Consider the following 16,025-nt stretch of genomic DNA (forward strand, 5'->3'; position numbering starts at 1 on the left):
CCGGCACCTTGGCAATGTGCGTATAATCCGCCGCCATGACCCGTACCCGATCCCCTCGCAAGTCCAAGAAAAACGCCCCCAGCCGCCTGCGCACCTGGCTGGGCTGGGCCTTGAAGCTCAGCCTCGTGGGCCTGGTAGTGCTCGCAGGCTTTGCCGTTTACCTCGATGCCATCGTCCAGGAAAAATTCGCCGGCAAGCGCTGGAGCATTCCGGCCAAGGTCTATGCTCGGCCGCTGGAGCTGTTCGCTGGGCAAAAGCTGGCGCAAAAGGATTTCCTCACCGAGCTCGACGCCCTGGGCTACCGCCGCGTCAGCAGCGTGGCCGGGCCGGGCGATGCCGCTGTCAATGGCGGCACCGTGGTGCTGAACACTCGAGGCTTCCAGTTCTATGAGGGCCTGGAACCTGCGCGCCAGGTGCGGGTGCGTTTCTCTGGTGACTTCGTCGCCCAGGTCGACGGCGCTGGCGGCGAGAAGCTGCCTGTCGCGCGCCTCGAGCCGCTGATGATCGGCGGCATCTACCCCAAGAACCTCGAAGACCGCATCCTGATCAAGATCGACCAGGTGCCCCCGTACCTGCTCGATACGCTGGTGGCGGTCGAGGATCGTGACTTCTATCACCACTTCGGCGTTTCGCCCAAGGGCATTGTGCGTGCGATGTGGGTCAACGCCAGTTCCGGGCGTATGCGCCAGGGTGGCAGTACGCTCACTCAGCAGCTGGTGAAAAACTTCTACCTCACCAACGAGCGCAGCGTTACCCGCAAGGTCACCGAGGCCATGATGGCGGTGCTGCTGGAGATGCACTACTCCAAGCGCGAAATCCTCGAGGCGTACCTGAACGAGGTGTTCGTCGGCCAGGATGGCCAGCGTGCGGTGCACGGCTTTGGCCTTGCCAGCCAGTTCTTCTTCGGCCAGCCGCTGTCCGAGCTCAAGCTGCATCAGGTGGCGTTGCTGGTGGGCATGGTCAAAGGGCCTTCCTACTACAATCCGCGCCGTTATCCCGAGCGTGCGATGGAGCGGCGCAATCTGGTGCTTGACCTGCTCCAAGAGCAGGGGGTGGCCAGCCCTGAGGTGGTCGCAGCGGCCAAGAAGATGCCGCTCGGCGTCACCCAGCAGGGCAGCCTGGGCGACAGCTCCTTCCCGGCCTTCGTCGACCTGGTCAAGCGCCAGCTGCGCGACGACTACCGCGACGAAGACCTGACCGAAGAGGGCCTGCGTATCTTCACAAGCTTCGACCCGATCCTGCAGATGAAAGCCGAAGGCGCGATCCTCGACACCTTCCAACGGTTCAAGGGGCGCAAGGGTGTGGATCAGATCGAGTCGTCGATGGTGGTCACCAACCCTGAAAGCGGCGAGGTGCAGGCCATCGTCGGCAGCCGTGTGCCGGGCTTCGCCGGATTCAACCGAGCACTCGACGCCGTGCGCCCGATCGGTTCGTTGGTCAAACCGTCGGTGTACCTCACCGCGTTGCAACAGCCGGACAAATACACCCTCACCACCTGGATCAAGGACGAGCCGTTCTCGGTCAAGGGCGCTGATGGGCAGGTGTGGACGCCGCAGAACTACGAGCGCAACTCCAATGGCACCATCTTCCTGTACCAGGGCCTGGCGCATTCGCTGAACCTTTCCACGGCTCGCCTGGGCCTGGACATGGGTGTGCCCAAGGTCTTCGACACCATCCACAAGCTGGGCGTGGACATCGACTGGCCGGCCTATCCTTCGATGCTGCTGGGCGCTGGCGGCATGTCGCCGCTGCAAGTGGCGACAATGTACCAGACCATCGCCAACGGCGGCTTCAACACGCCGATGCGCGCTATCCGCAGTGTGCTCACTGCCGAAGGCCAGCCGCTCAAGCGCTACCCGTTCCAGGTGCAGCAACGTTTCGACAGTGGCGCGATCTACCTGCTGCAAAGCGCCATGCAACGGGTGATGCGCGAGGGTACCGGGCGCTCGGTGTACAACGTGCTGTCGCCGTCGCTGAACCTGGCGGGCAAGACCGGCACCACCAACGACTCGCGCGACAGCTGGTTCGCAGGGTTCGGCCAGGACACTCTGGCAGTGGTGTGGATGGGCCGCGACGACAACGGCAAGACACCGTTCACCGGCGCAACTGGCTCCCTGCAAATCTGGACCAGCTTCATGAAAAAGGTCGACCCATTGCCCCTGGATACGCCGATGCCGGGTAATGTGATCAACGCCTGGATCAATGCACGCACTGGTGAGGGCTCGGCCGAGGGTTGTCCGGATGCGGTGCAGATGCCTTATATTCGCGGCAGCGAACCGGCCCAGGGCGCTGCCTGTGGTGCTGGCCCCGAATCCACTCCGGCTGCGCCGGTGATGGACTGGATCAAAGGCTGGCTGAACTGAACCTCGAGGATTTTTCGTGAAAAAGTGGTGGTTACCTGTACTGAGTTCCGTGGCGCTGCTGCATGGCTGCGCCAGTGTGCAACGCGGCTCGATCCCGGTGGTGGACCAGAGCCAGGCAGTGTCCAATGGTGAGCGCGTGGCGGCCAACCGCGGCAATGCCACCTACCGGCAGGCTCCGGTGGCGCAGCCGCAGGTCGCACCGGAGGAGTCCGGCGCCCAGGTGATGGTGCCCCAGGGCGGTAGCTCGCAGCCGATCACGCCCAGCGCGCCAATGAGTACCGGCCCGGGTTTTAGCACGGGGCCTGGCTTCGGCAGCAGCAGTGCGCCGGCCCAGGCCCCTGTTCCTGCCACCTCGAACGCCGGCAGTTACAGCGCCCCGAGCGCACCGTCGGGTATCCCGCGCAGCAGCGGCAGCGCTGGCGGGCTCTCTGCCGATGAGCAGTTGGACGGCCCGGTGCTCGCGCTGCTGACCACCGCCCAGCAGCAGCAGGGCGGCGGCGACCTCAACGGCGCCTCGTCGAGCCTGGAGCGCGCCCAGCGTATCGCCCCGCGCGAACCTCAGGTGCTGTTCCGCCTGGCTCAGGTACGCCTGGCCCAAGGCGATGCCGCCCAGGCCGAGCAGCTCTCGCGCCGCGCGTTGACGTATGCGGGCGGGCGCCCCGATTTGCAGGCAAGCCTCGATGAAACCATCGCCCAGGCCCGTGAGAAGCAGGGTGATGCCGCAGGCGCCGCACAGGCTCGCCAGCAAGCCCAGGCCGCGCGTTGATGGACGCCCGGCTGCCGCAGCTGGCCGACCAGTTGCTGCTCATCGAGCGTGAGCTGCGGCTGCTGGGTTGGTGGGAGGAGGTGCCGCCGGCGCCGGAACAACTGGCGAGCCAGGAGCCCTTCTGCGTGGATACCCTGGATTTTCACCAGTGGTTACAGTGGATCTTCCTGGTGCGCATGAAGCACATTCTGGAGCAGGCCCAGCCCCTGCCCAATACTTCTGGCATCCTGCCCATGGCCGAAATGGCCTGGCAGGCGCGGCCTGAAACTGCAGCCTTGCGCCAGCAACTCGAAGCCTTCGATGCCTTGATCACTCAGGGCTGATCAATTCTGGCAATTGTCGTTGATTCCTTTCTGGGTTGTAGCGATCTGGGTGTCACGATCCTGTTGCGTCATGCGCCGCACCTCACCCTCTTCGGTGGTCATGCTCAGGCGCGGGTTGTTGCGTAGCCGCGCGAGGTTCTCCCGGGCCTGTTTGCAATAGTCGTCGATCTGCCGCTGCTGGTCGTTCGCTTCGGCCTTGGCTGCCGCATCAGCCTGCCGTTGTGCGGCGTCGCCGCCGTTGCCACTGGGGCGGGCAGGCGCGGTATCTTCGCCTTCCTCGCCAGCAGGGGTAGCTGGGGCAGGGGTGTTTATCTGCACCGGTTTCGCCTGTTGGCCGGGTGGCGGCTGGGTGTCGAAATGCTGCACGCCCTGGGCATCGGTCCACTTGTAGATCTGGGCCGCACCGGCCGATGAGCTTGCCACCAAAACCGCTACCGCGATGAGTGATTTGATGCGCATAAAGGCTCCAAAAGAATTAACCTGCCAAAAATGCTATCACACCTGAAGAAAAGCCACGTACGGCTTGACTTGCCTGTGGCGATTCACAACAATCCCAAGTCCGCTGTGCAGGGGCTGCCAGAAGCAGGCCCACTCAGCAGATCATGAGGCGCATACCCGCGCCGACCTGCTTCACCCCTTAACGCGTTACCTCGCGCTGGGTGGGATAGCTCCGCAACACCATGGAGCGCTCCCGATACTTGCTCAGTCAGTAGCTGACGTAGTCGGCGACCACGGTCGCTCATGCTCTGCTTGGCAGTAAACCTATCAAGACCCGCTCGCGACGAGCGGTATTCTGGCGTTTCAGAGGTGAACAACGTGGAGCTGTTATCCGGCGGTGAGATGATCGTCCGCTTCCTGCGTGACGAAGGCGTCAAGCATATCTACGGGTACCCGGGTGGTGCTCTTCTTCATGTTTACGACGCGCTGTTCAAGGAGCCCGAGGTGTCGCACATTCTCGTGCGCCACGAGCAGGCCGCAACCCATATGGCCGACGGCTATGCCCGTGCCACCGGCAAGGCCGGCGTGGTGCTGGTGACTTCCGGCCCTGGCGCTACCAACGCCATTACCGGCATTGCAACCGCTTACATGGATTCGATTCCGATGGTGGTGCTGTCCGGGCAGGTGCCGAGCACCGTGGTAGGCACCGATGCCTTCCAGGAAACCGACATGATCGGTATCTCGCGCCCGATCGTGAAGCACAGCTTCATGATCAAGCACCCGTCGGAAATCCCCGAAGTACTCAAGAAGGCCTTCTACCTGGCCGAGTCCGGCCGCCCTGGCCCGGTCGTGGTCGATATCCCCAAGGACATGACCACCCCGGGCGAGAAGTACGAATACATCTACCCGAAAAAGGTCAAGCTGCGTTCCTATTCACCTGCCGTGCGCGGCCACTCCGGGCAGATCCGCAAGGCCAGCGAGATGTTGCTCGGTGCCAAGCGCCCGATCATCTACGCCGGTGGCGGCGTGGTGCTGGGTGGCGGCTCGGCGGCCTTGACCGAGCTTGCCCAACTGCTCGACGTGCCGGTCACCAACACCCTGATGGGCCTGGGCTCTTACCCCGGCAGTGACCGCCAGTTCGTCGGCATGCTCGGCATGCACGGCAGCTACACCGCCAACCTCAGCATGCACCATGCCGATGTGATCCTGGCCGTGGGTGCACGCTTCGATGACCGCGTGATCAACGGCGCTTCCAAGTTCTGCCCCAACGCCAAGATCATCCACATCGACATCGACCCTGCGTCGATCTCCAAGACCATCAAGGCCGACGTTCCGATCGTGGGCCCGGTCGACAGCGTGCTGGCCGAGATGGTCGCCACGCTGAAGGAGATCGGCCAGGCGCCGAACAAGGAAACCGTTGCGGCGTGGTGGAAGCAGATCGAGGAGTGGCGCGGTGACCGCGGCCTGTTCCCCTACGACAAGGGCGATGGCAGCGTCATCAAGCCGCAGACCGTGATCGAAACCCTCTGGGAAGTCACCGGCGGCGATGCGTTCGTCAGCTCCGACGTCGGCCAGCACCAGATGTTCGCTTCGCAGTACTACCGCTTCAACAAGCCCAACCGCTGGATCAACTCCGGCGGCCTGGGCACCATGGGCTTCGGTTTCCCGGCGGCCATGGGCGTGAAGCTGAACTTCCCGGATGACGACGTGGCCTGCGTCACTGGCGAAGGCAGCATCCAGATGAACATTCAGGAGCTGTCCACCTGCATGCAGTACGGCTTGCCGGTGAAGATCGTCAACCTGAACAACGGCGTGTTGGGCATGGTTCGCCAATGGCAGGACATGAACTACAGCAGCCGCCACTCGCACTCCTACATGGAATCGCTGCCCGACTTCGTCAAGCTCGCCGAGGCCTATGGCCACGTGGGCATGCGCATCACCCGGCTCGAAGACCTCAAGCCGATGATGGCCGAAGCCTTCGCCATGAAGGACCGCCTGGTGTTTCTCGACATCGCGATAGACATCAGCGAGCACGTCTATCCGATGCAGATCAAGGACGGCGCGATGCGTGACATGTGGCTGAGCAAGACGGAGCGTACCTGAGATGCGGCATATCATTTCCCTGCTGCTGGAAAACGAACCCGGTGCGCTGTCTCGCGTGGTCGGCCTGTTCTCCCAGCGCAACTACAACATCGAAAGCCTGACCGTGGCCCCGACCGAAGACCCGACCCTGTCGCGCCTGACGCTCACCACCATCGGCCACGATGAAACCATCGAACAGATCACCAAGAACCTCAACAAGCTGGTGGAGGTGGTCAAGCTGGTGGACCTGTCGGAAAGCGCGCACATCGAGCGTGAGCTGATGCTCGTCAAGATCAAGGCCACTGGCGCCCAGCGCGCCGAGGTCAAGCGCACCACGGATATCTTCCGCGGGCAGATCGTCGACGTCACCAGCAGTGTGTATACCGTGCAGCTCACCGGCACCAGCGACAAGCTCGACAGCTTCATCCAGGCGGTCGGCACCGCGTCGATCCTGGAAACCGTGCGCAGCGGCGTGACCGGCATTGCGCGCGGCGACAAGGTTCTGAGCATCTGAACTTTTTTCATTTTGCAGATGGCCGCCAGCGGCCCAGATAAAACCAGGGGTATTTCATGAAAGTTTCCTACGACAAAGACTGCGACCTGTCGATCATCCAGGGCAAGAAAGTCGCCATCATCGGCTACGGCTCGCAAGGCCATGCCCAGGCGTGCAACCTGAAAGATTCGGGCGTGGACGTCACTGTCGGCCTGCGCAAAGGCTCCCCGACCGTTGCCAAGGCCGAAGCGCATGGCCTGAAAGTCACTGACGTGGCCAGCGCTGTCGCTGCCGCCGATTTCGTCATGATCCTGACCCCGGACGAGTTCCAGGGCCGCCTGTACAAGGAAGAGGTCGAGCCGAACCTGAAGAAGGGCGCCACCCTGGCCTTCTCCCACGGCTTCTCGATCCACTACAACCAGGTCGTGCCGCGCGCTGACCTCGACGTGATCATGATCGCGCCGAAAGCCCCGGGCCACACCGTGCGCTCCGAGTTCGTCAAAGGCGGCGGCATCCCTGACCTGATCGCCGTTTACCAGGACGCTTCGGGCAACGCCAAGAACGTCGCACTGTCGTACGCCGCAGGCGTTGGCGGTGGCCGTACCGGCATCATCGAAACCACCTTCAAGGACGAGACCGAAACCGACCTGTTCGGCGAGCAGGCCGTTCTGTGCGGTGGCGCGGTCGAGCTGGTCAAGGCTGGCTTCGAAACTCTGGTCGAAGCCGGCTACGCGCCTGAAATGGCCTACTTCGAGTGCCTGCACGAGCTCAAGCTGATCGTCGACCTCATGTACGAAGGCGGCATCGCCAACATGAACTACTCGATCTCCAACAACGCCGAGTACGGTGAGTACGTCACCGGCCCTGAAGTCATCAACGCCGAATCCCGCCAGGCCATGCGCAATGCACTCAAGCGCATCCAGGACGGTGAATACGCGAAGATGTTCATCGCCGAAGGCGCTTCCAACTACCCATCGATGACTGCCCGCCGCCGCAACAATGCTGCCCACGGCATCGAAGTGATCGGTGAGCAACTGCGCTCGATGATGCCTTGGATCGCCAAGAACAAGATCGTCGACAAGAGCAAGAACTGATAGCGGTTCAGCTCCCATAAAAAAACGCGGCCCAGGCCGCGTTTTTTTATTTTGGGAATGTGCCACGGCGTCCCTTATACGGCGCCCGGCAAGCCGGCCTCCCACAGATTTCGACACAGTGGGAGTGTCGCCCGGCAAGCCGGCCTCCCACGGATTTCGACCCATTGGGCGGGTGTCACCCGACGAGCCGGCCTGCCACAGATCTAAACCAGGTGGGAGGGCGGCTTGCCGCGCGACCTGAGGGCATCAGCCCTTGTTCGCCTCCCCGGGCTGGCCTTTGGCCTGCGCAGCGGTCTCATACCACCCGCCACCCAGCGCCCGATACAGGTTCACCTCTGCACTGAGCTGCGCCAGGCGGTCGCTGATCAACGTCTGCTGCGCGCTGAACAACGAACGCTGGGCGTCGAGGAACGTCAGGTTGCTGTCTACGCCGATCCGGTAACGGCGCTCGGCCAGGCGCTGGTAGTCCTGGCTGGCCTTGACCAGGTCGTTCTGGGCCTGCATCTGGTCAGTCCAGGTCTTGCGTGCGGTGAGGCCGTCGGACACTTCCTGAAAGGCAGTCTGAATGGCCTTCTCGTAGTTGGCGACGTTGATGTCCTTCTGGATCTTCGCGTAGTCCAGGCTCGCGCGCAGCTCGCCGGCAGTGAAGATCGGCAGGCTGATCGACGGGCTGAACGCCCAGCTGCCCGAGCCGCCCTTGAACAGGCCGTCCAGCGCAGCACTGGAGGTCCCTGCGCTGGCGGTCAGGCTGATGCGCGGGAAGAACGCTGCCCGCGCAGCACCGATGCTGGCGTTGGACGCCTTGAGCGAATACTCGGCCTGGAGAATGTCCGGCCGGCGGGTGAGCAGGTCGGAGGGCAAGCCGGCCGGTACTTCGGCGAGCATGTCGCTGGCCAGCGGTTGCGGCGCTGGCAGGTTGGCCGGCAGGCCGGTACCGAGCAGCAGAACCAGCGCGTTCTCGTCCTGCGCCACAAGGCGCTGGTAGGCCGACAGGCTCGCCTTGGCGCTCTCGACCGAGGTCCGCGCCTGCGAAAGGTCCAGCGCCGACGACACACCCACTTCGTTGCTGCGGGTAGTCAGGCGCAGGCTTTCTTCATACGCGGCCAGGGTGTCCTGGGTCAGCTTGAGCAGCTCGCGGTCGGCCTGCCAGGTGAGGTAGGCATTGGCCACGCTCGCCACCAGGCTGATCTGCGTGCTGCGCCGGCCTTCTTCGCTGGCGAAGTAGGTCTGCAGGGCTTGCTGGCTCAAGCTGCGGACGCGGCCGAACAGGTCGAGCTCATAGGAACTGATGCCCAGGTTCACGTCGTACTGGCTGGAAATCCCCGCTTGGCCGGTGCGTGAGAGATCTGCCGGCGTGCGCTGGCGAGTGCCGGTGGCGTTGGCGTTGACGCCTGGGAACAGGTCAGCCCGCTGAATGCGGTACTGCGCCCGATAGGCATCGACGTTCAGCGCCGCGACACGCAGATCGCGGTTGTTGCTCAAGGCGGTCTGGATCAGCTCCCGCAACGCAGGGTCGCGGAAGAACTCACGCCAGCCTTGCTCGGCCGCAGCCTGTGCCGGTGCATTGGCCGCCGAGTAGGCCGGCCCTTGCGGGTATTGCGCGGCGACCGGGGCTTGCGGGCGCTCGTAGTCGGGGATCAGCGAGCAGCCGCTCAGCACGGCTGCGGCCACCGCCAGGGATATCAGGGACTTGCTCATTGACCAGCCTCGTCGCGGGAAGGCGCTTCATCCTGCTTCATTCGGTTGCCTTTGAAGAGGGACGAAACGGTAACGAAGAACATCGGGACCCAGAAGATCGCCAGAATCGTGGCGGTGATCATACCGCCAATTACACCGGTGCCAATGGCGTGCTGGCTGCCGGAGCCTGCGCCGGTGGAGATGGCCAGCGGCACCACGCCGAGCACGAATGCCATGGACGTCATCACGATCGGCCGCAAGCGCATGCGGCAGGCCTCCACGGCGGCCTCGAACAGGGTGCGGCCCTGCTCGTGCAGCTCCTTGGCGAATTCCACGATCAGGATCGCGTTCTTCGCCGCCAGGCCCACCGTGACCAGCAAGCCCACCTGGAAGAACACGTCATTGGAAAGCCCGCGCAAGCTGGTGGCCATCAGCGCACCGATCACGCCCAGCGGCACTACCAGAATGACCGCGATGGGGATCGACCAGCTTTCATACAGCGCCGCCAGGCACAGGAACACCACCAGGATCGACAGCGCGTACAGCATCGGTGCTTGCGAGCCGGAGAGCCGTTCCTCGTACGACAGCCCCGTCCAGGACAAGCCCACACCCTGGGGCAATTCCTTGGCCAGGCGCTCGACCTCGGCCATGGCCTGGCCCGAGCTGTAGCCAGGTGCTGGCGTACCCAGCACTTCCTCGGCCGCCACGCCGTTGTAGCGCGAAAGCTTGGGCGAACCGTAGATCCACTCGCCGCTGGAGAAGGCGGAGAACGGCACCATCTTGCCGGTGCTGTTGCGCACGTACCACTTGTCCAGGTCTTCGGGCTTCATCCGCGCTTCGGCGCGGCCTTGCACGTAGACCTTCTTCACCCGGCCACGGTCGATGAAGTCGTTGACGTAACGCGAACCGAAGGCCACCGACAGGGTGGTGTTGATGTCCGACAGCGACAGGCCCAGGGCGCTGGCGCGCTCGTCGTCGATGGTCAGGTGGTATTGCGGCTCGTCGGCAAGGCCGTTGGGGCGCACACCGGCCAGCACCTTGCTTTGCGCGGCCAGGCCGAGGAATTGGTTGCGAGCCTCCATGAGCTTTTCATGGCCCACGCCGGCCTGGTCCTGCAGGTAGAAGTCGAAACCGGTGGCGTTACCCAGCTCCAGCACCGACGGCGGCACCACGGCGAATACCATCGCATCGCGGTAGCCGAAGAAGTGCGCCTGCGCACGCTGGGCCACGCTGAACACGGTGTTGTCGCTGTCGCGCTCACCCCAGGGCTTGAGCATCACGAACGCCAGGCCCGAGCTCTGGCCGCGGCCGGCGAAGTTGAAGCCGTTGACCGTGAACACCGAGTTGACCGCCTTGCCTTCGCCCTTGTCGCCGTCGAGCAGGAAGGTACGCATGCGGTCGAGCACCGCCTGAGTGGTTTCGGCCGAACTGTTGGGCGGGGTCTGCACCTGGGTGAAGATCACGCCCTGGTCTTCGTCGGGCAGGAAGGAGGTGGGGATGCGGGTGAACAGCCACATCATGCCGGCGATGATGATCAGGTACACCACGAACGCGGGCACCTTGTGCTTGATGATCCGGCCCACGCCGCGCTCATAGCCACGCACAGTGGCATCGAAGCTGCGGTTGAACCAGCCGAAGAAGCCGCGCTTGGGCTGGCCGTGCTTCTGCTCGTCGATCGGCTTGAGCAAGGTGGCGCAAAGGGCAGGGGTGAACACCAGTGCCACGAATACCGACAGCGCCATGGCCGAGACGATGGTGATGGAGAACTGGCGATAGATCACCCCGGTGGAGCCGCCGAAGAAGGCCATCGGCAGCAGCACTGCCGAAAGCACCAGGGCGATACCCACCAGCGCACCCTGGATCTGGTCCATGGACTTGCGCGTGGCTTCCTTGGGCGATAAATGCTCCTCGGCCATCACCCGCTCGACGTTTTCCACCACCACAATGGCGTCGTCCACCAGCAGGCCGATCGCCAGGATCATGCCGAACATGGTCAGGGTGTTGATGGTGAAGCCGGCGGCCGCGAGGATACCGAAGGTACCCAGCAGCACCACCGGAACGGTCATGGTGGTGATGATGGTGGCGCGCAGGTTCTGCAGGAACAGCAGCATCACCAGAAACACCAGCACGATCGCCTCGCCCAGAGTGTGAACCACGCCGCTGATCGACTCGGTCACCACCGGGGTGGTGTCGTACGGGTAGACCGCGTCCACACCTTCAGGGAAGAACGGCTTGAGGCGTTCGATGGTGGCGCGGATCGCCTTGGCAGTGTCCAGCGCGTTGGCGCCGGTGGCCAGCTTGATCGCCAGGCCAGAGGCGGGCTTGCCGTTGAACTGCGCATCGATGCTGTAGTTTTCACCGCCCAGGCTGATGTCGGCAACGTCACGCAGGCGCACCTGCGAGCCATCGGTGTTGACCTTCAGCAGGATGTTGCCGAACTGCTCGGAGGTCTGCAGGCGGGTCTTGCCGATCATGGTGGCGTTGAACACGGTGCCCTTGACCGCCGGCAGCCCACCCAGCGAGCCGGAGGAAATCTGCACGTTCTGTGCGCTCACGGCAGTGGTCACGTCCACCGGGGTGAGCTGGAACTGGTTCAGCTTGGCCGGGTCGAGCCAGATGCGCATGGCGTACTGCGCACCGAACACCTGGAAGTCGCCCACGCCTGGGGTCCGCGAAATCTGGTCCTGGATGTTCGAAACGATGTAGTTGGACAAGTCTTCCTTGCCCAGCTTGCCGTCGGTGGACACCAGGCCGATGACCATCAGGAAGTTCTTCACCGCCTTGGTCACGCGCAGGCCCTGCTGCTGCACTTCCTGCGGCAGCAGCGGGGTGGCCAGGTTGAGCTTGTTCTGCACCTGCACCTGGGCGATATCGGGGTTGGTGCCCTGGTTGAAGGTGACGGTGATGGTCATGCTGCCGTCGGCGTTACTCTCCGAAGAGATGTAGCGCAGGTTGTCGATGCCGTTCATCTGCTGTTCGATGACCTGCACCACGGTGTCCTGCACGGTCTGCGCCGAAGCGCCCGGGTAGCTGACCTGGATAGCGATGGCCGGCGGCGCGATGGCCGGGTACTGGTTGATCGGCAGGTTGAGGATCGACAGCGTCCCCACCAACATGATCACCAGTGCCAGCACCCACGCGAAGATGGGCCTATCGATGAAAAACTTCGACATGGTTTACTCCGATTTGGCGCTGGCGTCGGCCGGGTTGGCTTTGGCTTCGTGCGGGTTCACCTGTGCGCCCGGCTTCACGTACTGCAAGCCCTCGACGATGATCTTGTCGCCAGCCTTCAGGCCGCTTTCGACCAGCACCTCGTTGCCGATGGTGCGGCTGGCCTTGAGCGGGCGCTGCTCGACCTTGTTGTCGGCAGTCACCACCATGGCGGTCGGGTTGCCTTTCAGGTCACGGCTTACGCCCACCTGCGGTGCCATGATGGCCTCCTGGGCGATGCCGGCAGGCAGCGTGGCATGCACGAACATGCCCGGCAGCAGCAGGTGGTCCGGATTCGGGAACTTGGCGCGCAGGGTCACTGAGCCGGTGGTCTCGTCGACCGACACTTCGGAAAACTCCAGCGTGCCGTCCAGCGGGTACTTGCTGCCGTCTTCGAGTTTGAGGTTCACCTTGGCCGCGTTGGCACCTGCCTTCTGTAACTGGCCGTTTTCCAGCGCGCGGCGCAGCTTGAGCATGTCGGTGTACGACTGGGTGACGTCCACGTAGATCGGGTCCAGCTGCTGGATGGTCGCAAGCGCGGTGGCCTGGCCATTGGAAACCAGCGCGCCCTCGGTCACTGCAGAACGGCCGATGCGGCCGCTGATCGGCGCCAGCACCTTGGTGTAGCGCAGGTTGATCTGCGCGTTTTTCACCGTCGCCTCTGCCTGCATCTGCTGGGCGCGTGCCGTGTCGTATTCCTGCCGGCTCACGGCCTGTTCATCGATCAACTGGCGATAGCGCCCGGTCAGCGAGCGGTACTGCTCGACGCTGGCCTGGGCACTGGAAAGGGCTGCCTCGTAGGTCGACGGATCGATCTGATACAACTGCTGCCCGGCCTTGATCTCAGAGCCCTCGGTGAACAGGCGTTTGAGGATGATCCCATCGACCTGCGGGCGCACCTCGGCGGCCCGGAACGCGCTGGTGCGCCCGGGCAGCTCGTTGGAGAGGCTTACGGTTTTGGGTTGCAGGGTCACGACCCCCACCTGGGGAACCTGGGCAGCCGGGGCGGCGGCTTGTTCCTTGTTGCAGCCACTGAGCAGCGTGGCCAGGGCTATGGCGGATACCAAAGCGGGAACGGCTGGCTTGAATTGCATGGAAATCCTCGGGGGCGTGTACGCGCAAGACGCTCAAGAGTGGAAAGACGGCAGAAAGTCTGTTGCTAGATATGTAGCTTGCTATCGAATATACTTACATTCGCGACTGTTTGTAAACAGCCTTCGCCTAATGAATCCGGCCCTCTGCAACGGGCCATAGCCACGCCGGGCACTGCTAACGATAACCAGCCCGGCTTCTGCGCACGGCGCCTTGCAAGGCTCGCCGCGCGATGTACCGTCGAGGTTGCCCTGCCATGGTTCGCCGCACCAAAGAAGAAGCCCTGGAAACCCGCCAGCAGATACTCCAGGCTGCTGAAAAGGCCTTTTACGAAAAGGGCATGGCGCATACCACGCTGAACGATATCGCCGTGCTCGCGGGCGTTACGCGTGGCGCGATCTACTGGCATTTCAGCAACAAGGCCGATCTGGTGCAGGCCATGTTCGACAGCCTGAGCGAGCCGCTCGACGAACTGGCCAGCGCTGCTGAAAACGAGGACGAACTCGACCCGCTGGGCTGCATGCACCAACTGCTGGTTAAATTGTTTCGGCAGATTGCAACAGACCCGAAAACCCGACGCATCAACGAAATCCTCTTCCATAAGTGTGAATTCACCGACGAGATGTGTGACCTGCGCCAGCAGCGTGTGCAGATCAGCGCCGAGTGCAAGGTGCGCATCGAGCGTTCACTGCATAACGCCGTGCAGCGCGGCCAACTGCCGGCCGACCTCGATACCCGCCACGCATCGCTGGCCATGCATGCCTATATCGACGGCCATATCGGCCAATGGCTTTTGTTACCAGACAGCCAGCCCTTGGCAGAAAACGCCGTGCGTATCGTCGATGGCCTGATGGACATGCTCAGGCTGAGCCCGGCCATGCGCCACGGGCAACACATTCAACAGGCCAATACTATCCCGCCATTACCTTAATGAGCGGTTAAATAAAAGTTTACCGCCGCCTCAGCGGCCCCGCAGTTGCCGGTCGGGCAACGCCAGCGCCGCAGCAAGGCCCAGCAGGGCGACTGCCGCACTGGCGAACAGCAGGTGTTGGAAAACCCCTTGCAGTTGCAGGCGCAGCGCGTCCCGCGCGGGGCCTTGAGCTGCATTCAGCGCATCGAGCAGCAGGTTGCCAGTGCCTTCGCCCAGAGCCTCTGCCGCCCCGCCCAGATGCGCGGCGTGCAGCAACGCCAGCAGCAGCGCCGACATGCATGCCACACCCACAGCCCCGCCGAGTGATCGGAAGAGGTTGGTGGTGCTGGTAGATACGCCGATGTCCTTGACCTGCGCGGCATTCTGCGCGCCCACCAGTGAGGTAGGGAACTGCAACCCGCAGGCTATCCCCGTGCCCACCATGAACAGCGTGCTTAGTACAGCGGCCTGAGGTGGGGTGAACGCAAGGCCCAGGATCATCAGCGGCATCAGCACAGCGCCTGCCAGGATCACCGGCTTGAAGCGCCCACTGCGAGCCGTATGGCGGCCTCCGAAAAATGCCCCCAGCGGCAGCCCCATGGCCAGCGGCAGCATGTGCAGCGCGGCGCTGTCGGCGCCGGCCCCGGCCACCACCTGGTAGCGTAAAGGCATCAACATGGTGAGCGAAATGGCCTGGAAGGCCGTGCAGAACACCGTGCACCAGCACAGCACCGCAGAGCGTTCGGCGAACAGGTGAAGTGGCAGCAGCGGCTCATGGAAACGCCGCTCATGCCAGATGAACAGTACAAGGGCCAGCACCGAAAGCCCGAGCAAAGTGAGCGTTGCAGACTCGGTGGTGTGGGCGCCCTGGCCAATCATAGTGATGGCGAGCAACAAAGAAGCCAGCCCGATGATCATCAACGCTGCCCCGCCGTAGTCGACCTGCGCCTTGCGCTGTGGCGTGCTGAGCCCCGCCAGTGTGCGGCGCATGTACAGCCAGCCGAAAATGCCCAGCGGCAGGTTGATCCAGAACACCCCACGCCACGACCAGTATTGAGTGAGGTAACCGCCTGCGACCGGGCCGATGACACTGGCCGCTGCATACATGCTGCTGAAGTACCCCTGATAGCGCCCGCGCTCGCGGGGCGGCACCACATCACCAATGATTGCCTGGCTCACCGAGACCATGCCGCCCGCGCCTATGCCCTGAACGACGCGGGCGAGCACCAGCTGCTCCATGCTTTGCGCAAGGCCGCAGAACAACGAAGCCAGAATGAACAGCCCGGTGCCGAAGAGGATCATCCGGCGGCGCCCGTACAGGTCGCCAAGCTTGCCGTAGATGGGCGTTGCGACGGTCATCGCGACCATATAGCCGGCGATCACCCATGCCAGCAGTCCCAGATTGCTGAACTGCGCCGAAATAGCCGGCATCGACACGGCCACGATGGTCTGATCCAGCGCACCCAGAAAGATGGCGAGCATCAGCGCCGTGAGAATCGAGCGCAAAGCAGGGGCGTGGGTATCGGTCACGGTAAGGCTGCGCTCGGCGGGGCGGGCGGCCAGTCTATCCGATAGCC

At 63.4% G+C, this 16,025-nt stretch carries 12 protein-coding genes; 7 read left to right on the plus strand and 5 right to left on the minus strand.

Going from position 1 to position 16,025, the window contains the following annotated elements; all coding sequences use genetic code 11:
- The first annotated feature begins 35 nt into the window (after window positions 1-35).
- From mrcB to LN139_RS01110, 3 genes are read left to right on the plus strand one after another with little or no spacing between them, the layout of a single operon-like run.
- Window positions 36-2,363: a penicillin-binding protein 1B gene (gene mrcB / locus LN139_RS01100; protein WP_236358044.1), complete on the plus strand. Its 2,328-nt coding sequence runs from the start codon at window positions 36-38 to the stop codon at window positions 2,361-2,363.
- 16 nt (window positions 2,364-2,379) lie between these two features.
- Window positions 2,380-3,129, plus strand: coding sequence for a tetratricopeptide repeat protein (locus LN139_RS01105; RefSeq protein ID WP_236358046.1), 750 nt, complete (start codon window positions 2,380-2,382; stop codon window positions 3,127-3,129).
- Entirely contained in the window at window positions 3,129-3,452 is a 324-nt protein-coding gene (locus tag LN139_RS01110) for a YqcC family protein (RefSeq protein WP_236358048.1), read from the plus strand. The genes LN139_RS01105 and LN139_RS01110 overlap by 1 nt, the downstream gene beginning before the upstream one ends.
- Here the strand turns inward: LN139_RS01110 and LN139_RS01115 are convergent, their stop codons facing one another.
- Entirely contained in the window at window positions 3,453-3,911 is a 459-nt protein-coding gene (locus LN139_RS01115) for a DUF4124 domain-containing protein (RefSeq protein WP_236358050.1), read from the minus strand.
- 357 nt (window positions 3,912-4,268) lie between these two features.
- On the opposite strand from LN139_RS01115, the gene LN139_RS01120 reads away from it, so the two are divergent.
- From LN139_RS01120 to ilvC, 3 genes are read left to right on the plus strand one after another with little or no spacing between them, the layout of a single operon-like run.
- Window positions 4,269-5,993, plus strand: coding sequence for an acetolactate synthase 3 large subunit (locus tag LN139_RS01120; protein WP_236358053.1), 1,725 nt, complete (start codon window positions 4,269-4,271; stop codon window positions 5,991-5,993).
- Between the two features lies 1 nt (window position 5,994).
- A complete protein-coding gene (ilvN, locus tag LN139_RS01125; RefSeq protein ID WP_236358055.1) occupies window positions 5,995-6,486 on the plus strand; it encodes an acetolactate synthase small subunit in 492 nt (163 codons plus the stop codon).
- A gap of 56 nt (window positions 6,487-6,542) precedes the next feature.
- The gene (ilvC, locus tag LN139_RS01130; protein ID WP_236358058.1) at window positions 6,543-7,559 is read left to right on the plus strand and encodes a ketol-acid reductoisomerase; all 1,017 of its coding nucleotides are present in this window, start codon (window positions 6,543-6,545) and stop codon (window positions 7,557-7,559) included.
- A 246-nt stretch (window positions 7,560-7,805) separates the two neighbouring features.
- Here ilvC and adeC read toward each other — a convergent pair whose 3' ends face one another.
- Genes adeC through LN139_RS01145 form a run of 3 tightly spaced genes read right to left on the minus strand, consistent with a single transcriptional unit; the run spans window position 7,806 to window position 13,540 of the window.
- Window positions 7,806-9,257 carry an AdeC/AdeK/OprM family multidrug efflux complex outer membrane factor gene (gene adeC, locus LN139_RS01135; protein ID WP_236358059.1) on the minus strand — a complete coding sequence of 484 codons (1,452 nt, stop codon included), beginning with the start codon at window positions 9,255-9,257 and terminating at the stop codon, window positions 7,806-7,808.
- Window positions 9,254-12,409: an efflux RND transporter permease subunit gene (locus tag LN139_RS01140; protein WP_236358061.1), complete on the minus strand. Its 3,156-nt coding sequence runs from the start codon at window positions 12,407-12,409 to the stop codon at window positions 9,254-9,256. Before LN139_RS01140 ends, adeC begins: the two co-directional genes overlap by 4 nt.
- 3 nt (window positions 12,410-12,412) lie before the next feature.
- Window positions 12,413-13,540 carry an efflux RND transporter periplasmic adaptor subunit gene (locus LN139_RS01145; protein WP_236358063.1) on the minus strand — a complete coding sequence of 376 codons (1,128 nt, stop codon included), beginning with the start codon at window positions 13,538-13,540 and terminating at the stop codon, window positions 12,413-12,415.
- A gap of 254 nt (window positions 13,541-13,794) precedes the next feature.
- Between LN139_RS01145 and LN139_RS01150 the strand changes: the two genes are divergently transcribed.
- A complete protein-coding gene (locus tag LN139_RS01150; RefSeq protein WP_236358065.1) occupies window positions 13,795-14,469 on the plus strand; it encodes a TetR family transcriptional regulator in 675 nt (224 codons plus the stop codon).
- Between the two features lie 30 nt (window positions 14,470-14,499).
- Here LN139_RS01150 and LN139_RS01155 read toward each other — a convergent pair whose 3' ends face one another.
- Complete coding sequence (locus LN139_RS01155; RefSeq protein ID WP_236360197.1) at window positions 14,500-15,930, minus strand: MDR family MFS transporter; 1,431 nt, start codon at window positions 15,928-15,930, stop codon at window positions 14,500-14,502.
- Window positions 15,931-16,025: the final 95 nt, after the last annotated feature.

Source organism: Pseudomonas sp. KNUC1026 (genome assembly GCF_021650705.1).
Taxonomy (GTDB): Bacteria; Pseudomonadota; Gammaproteobacteria; order Pseudomonadales; family Pseudomonadaceae; genus Aquipseudomonas.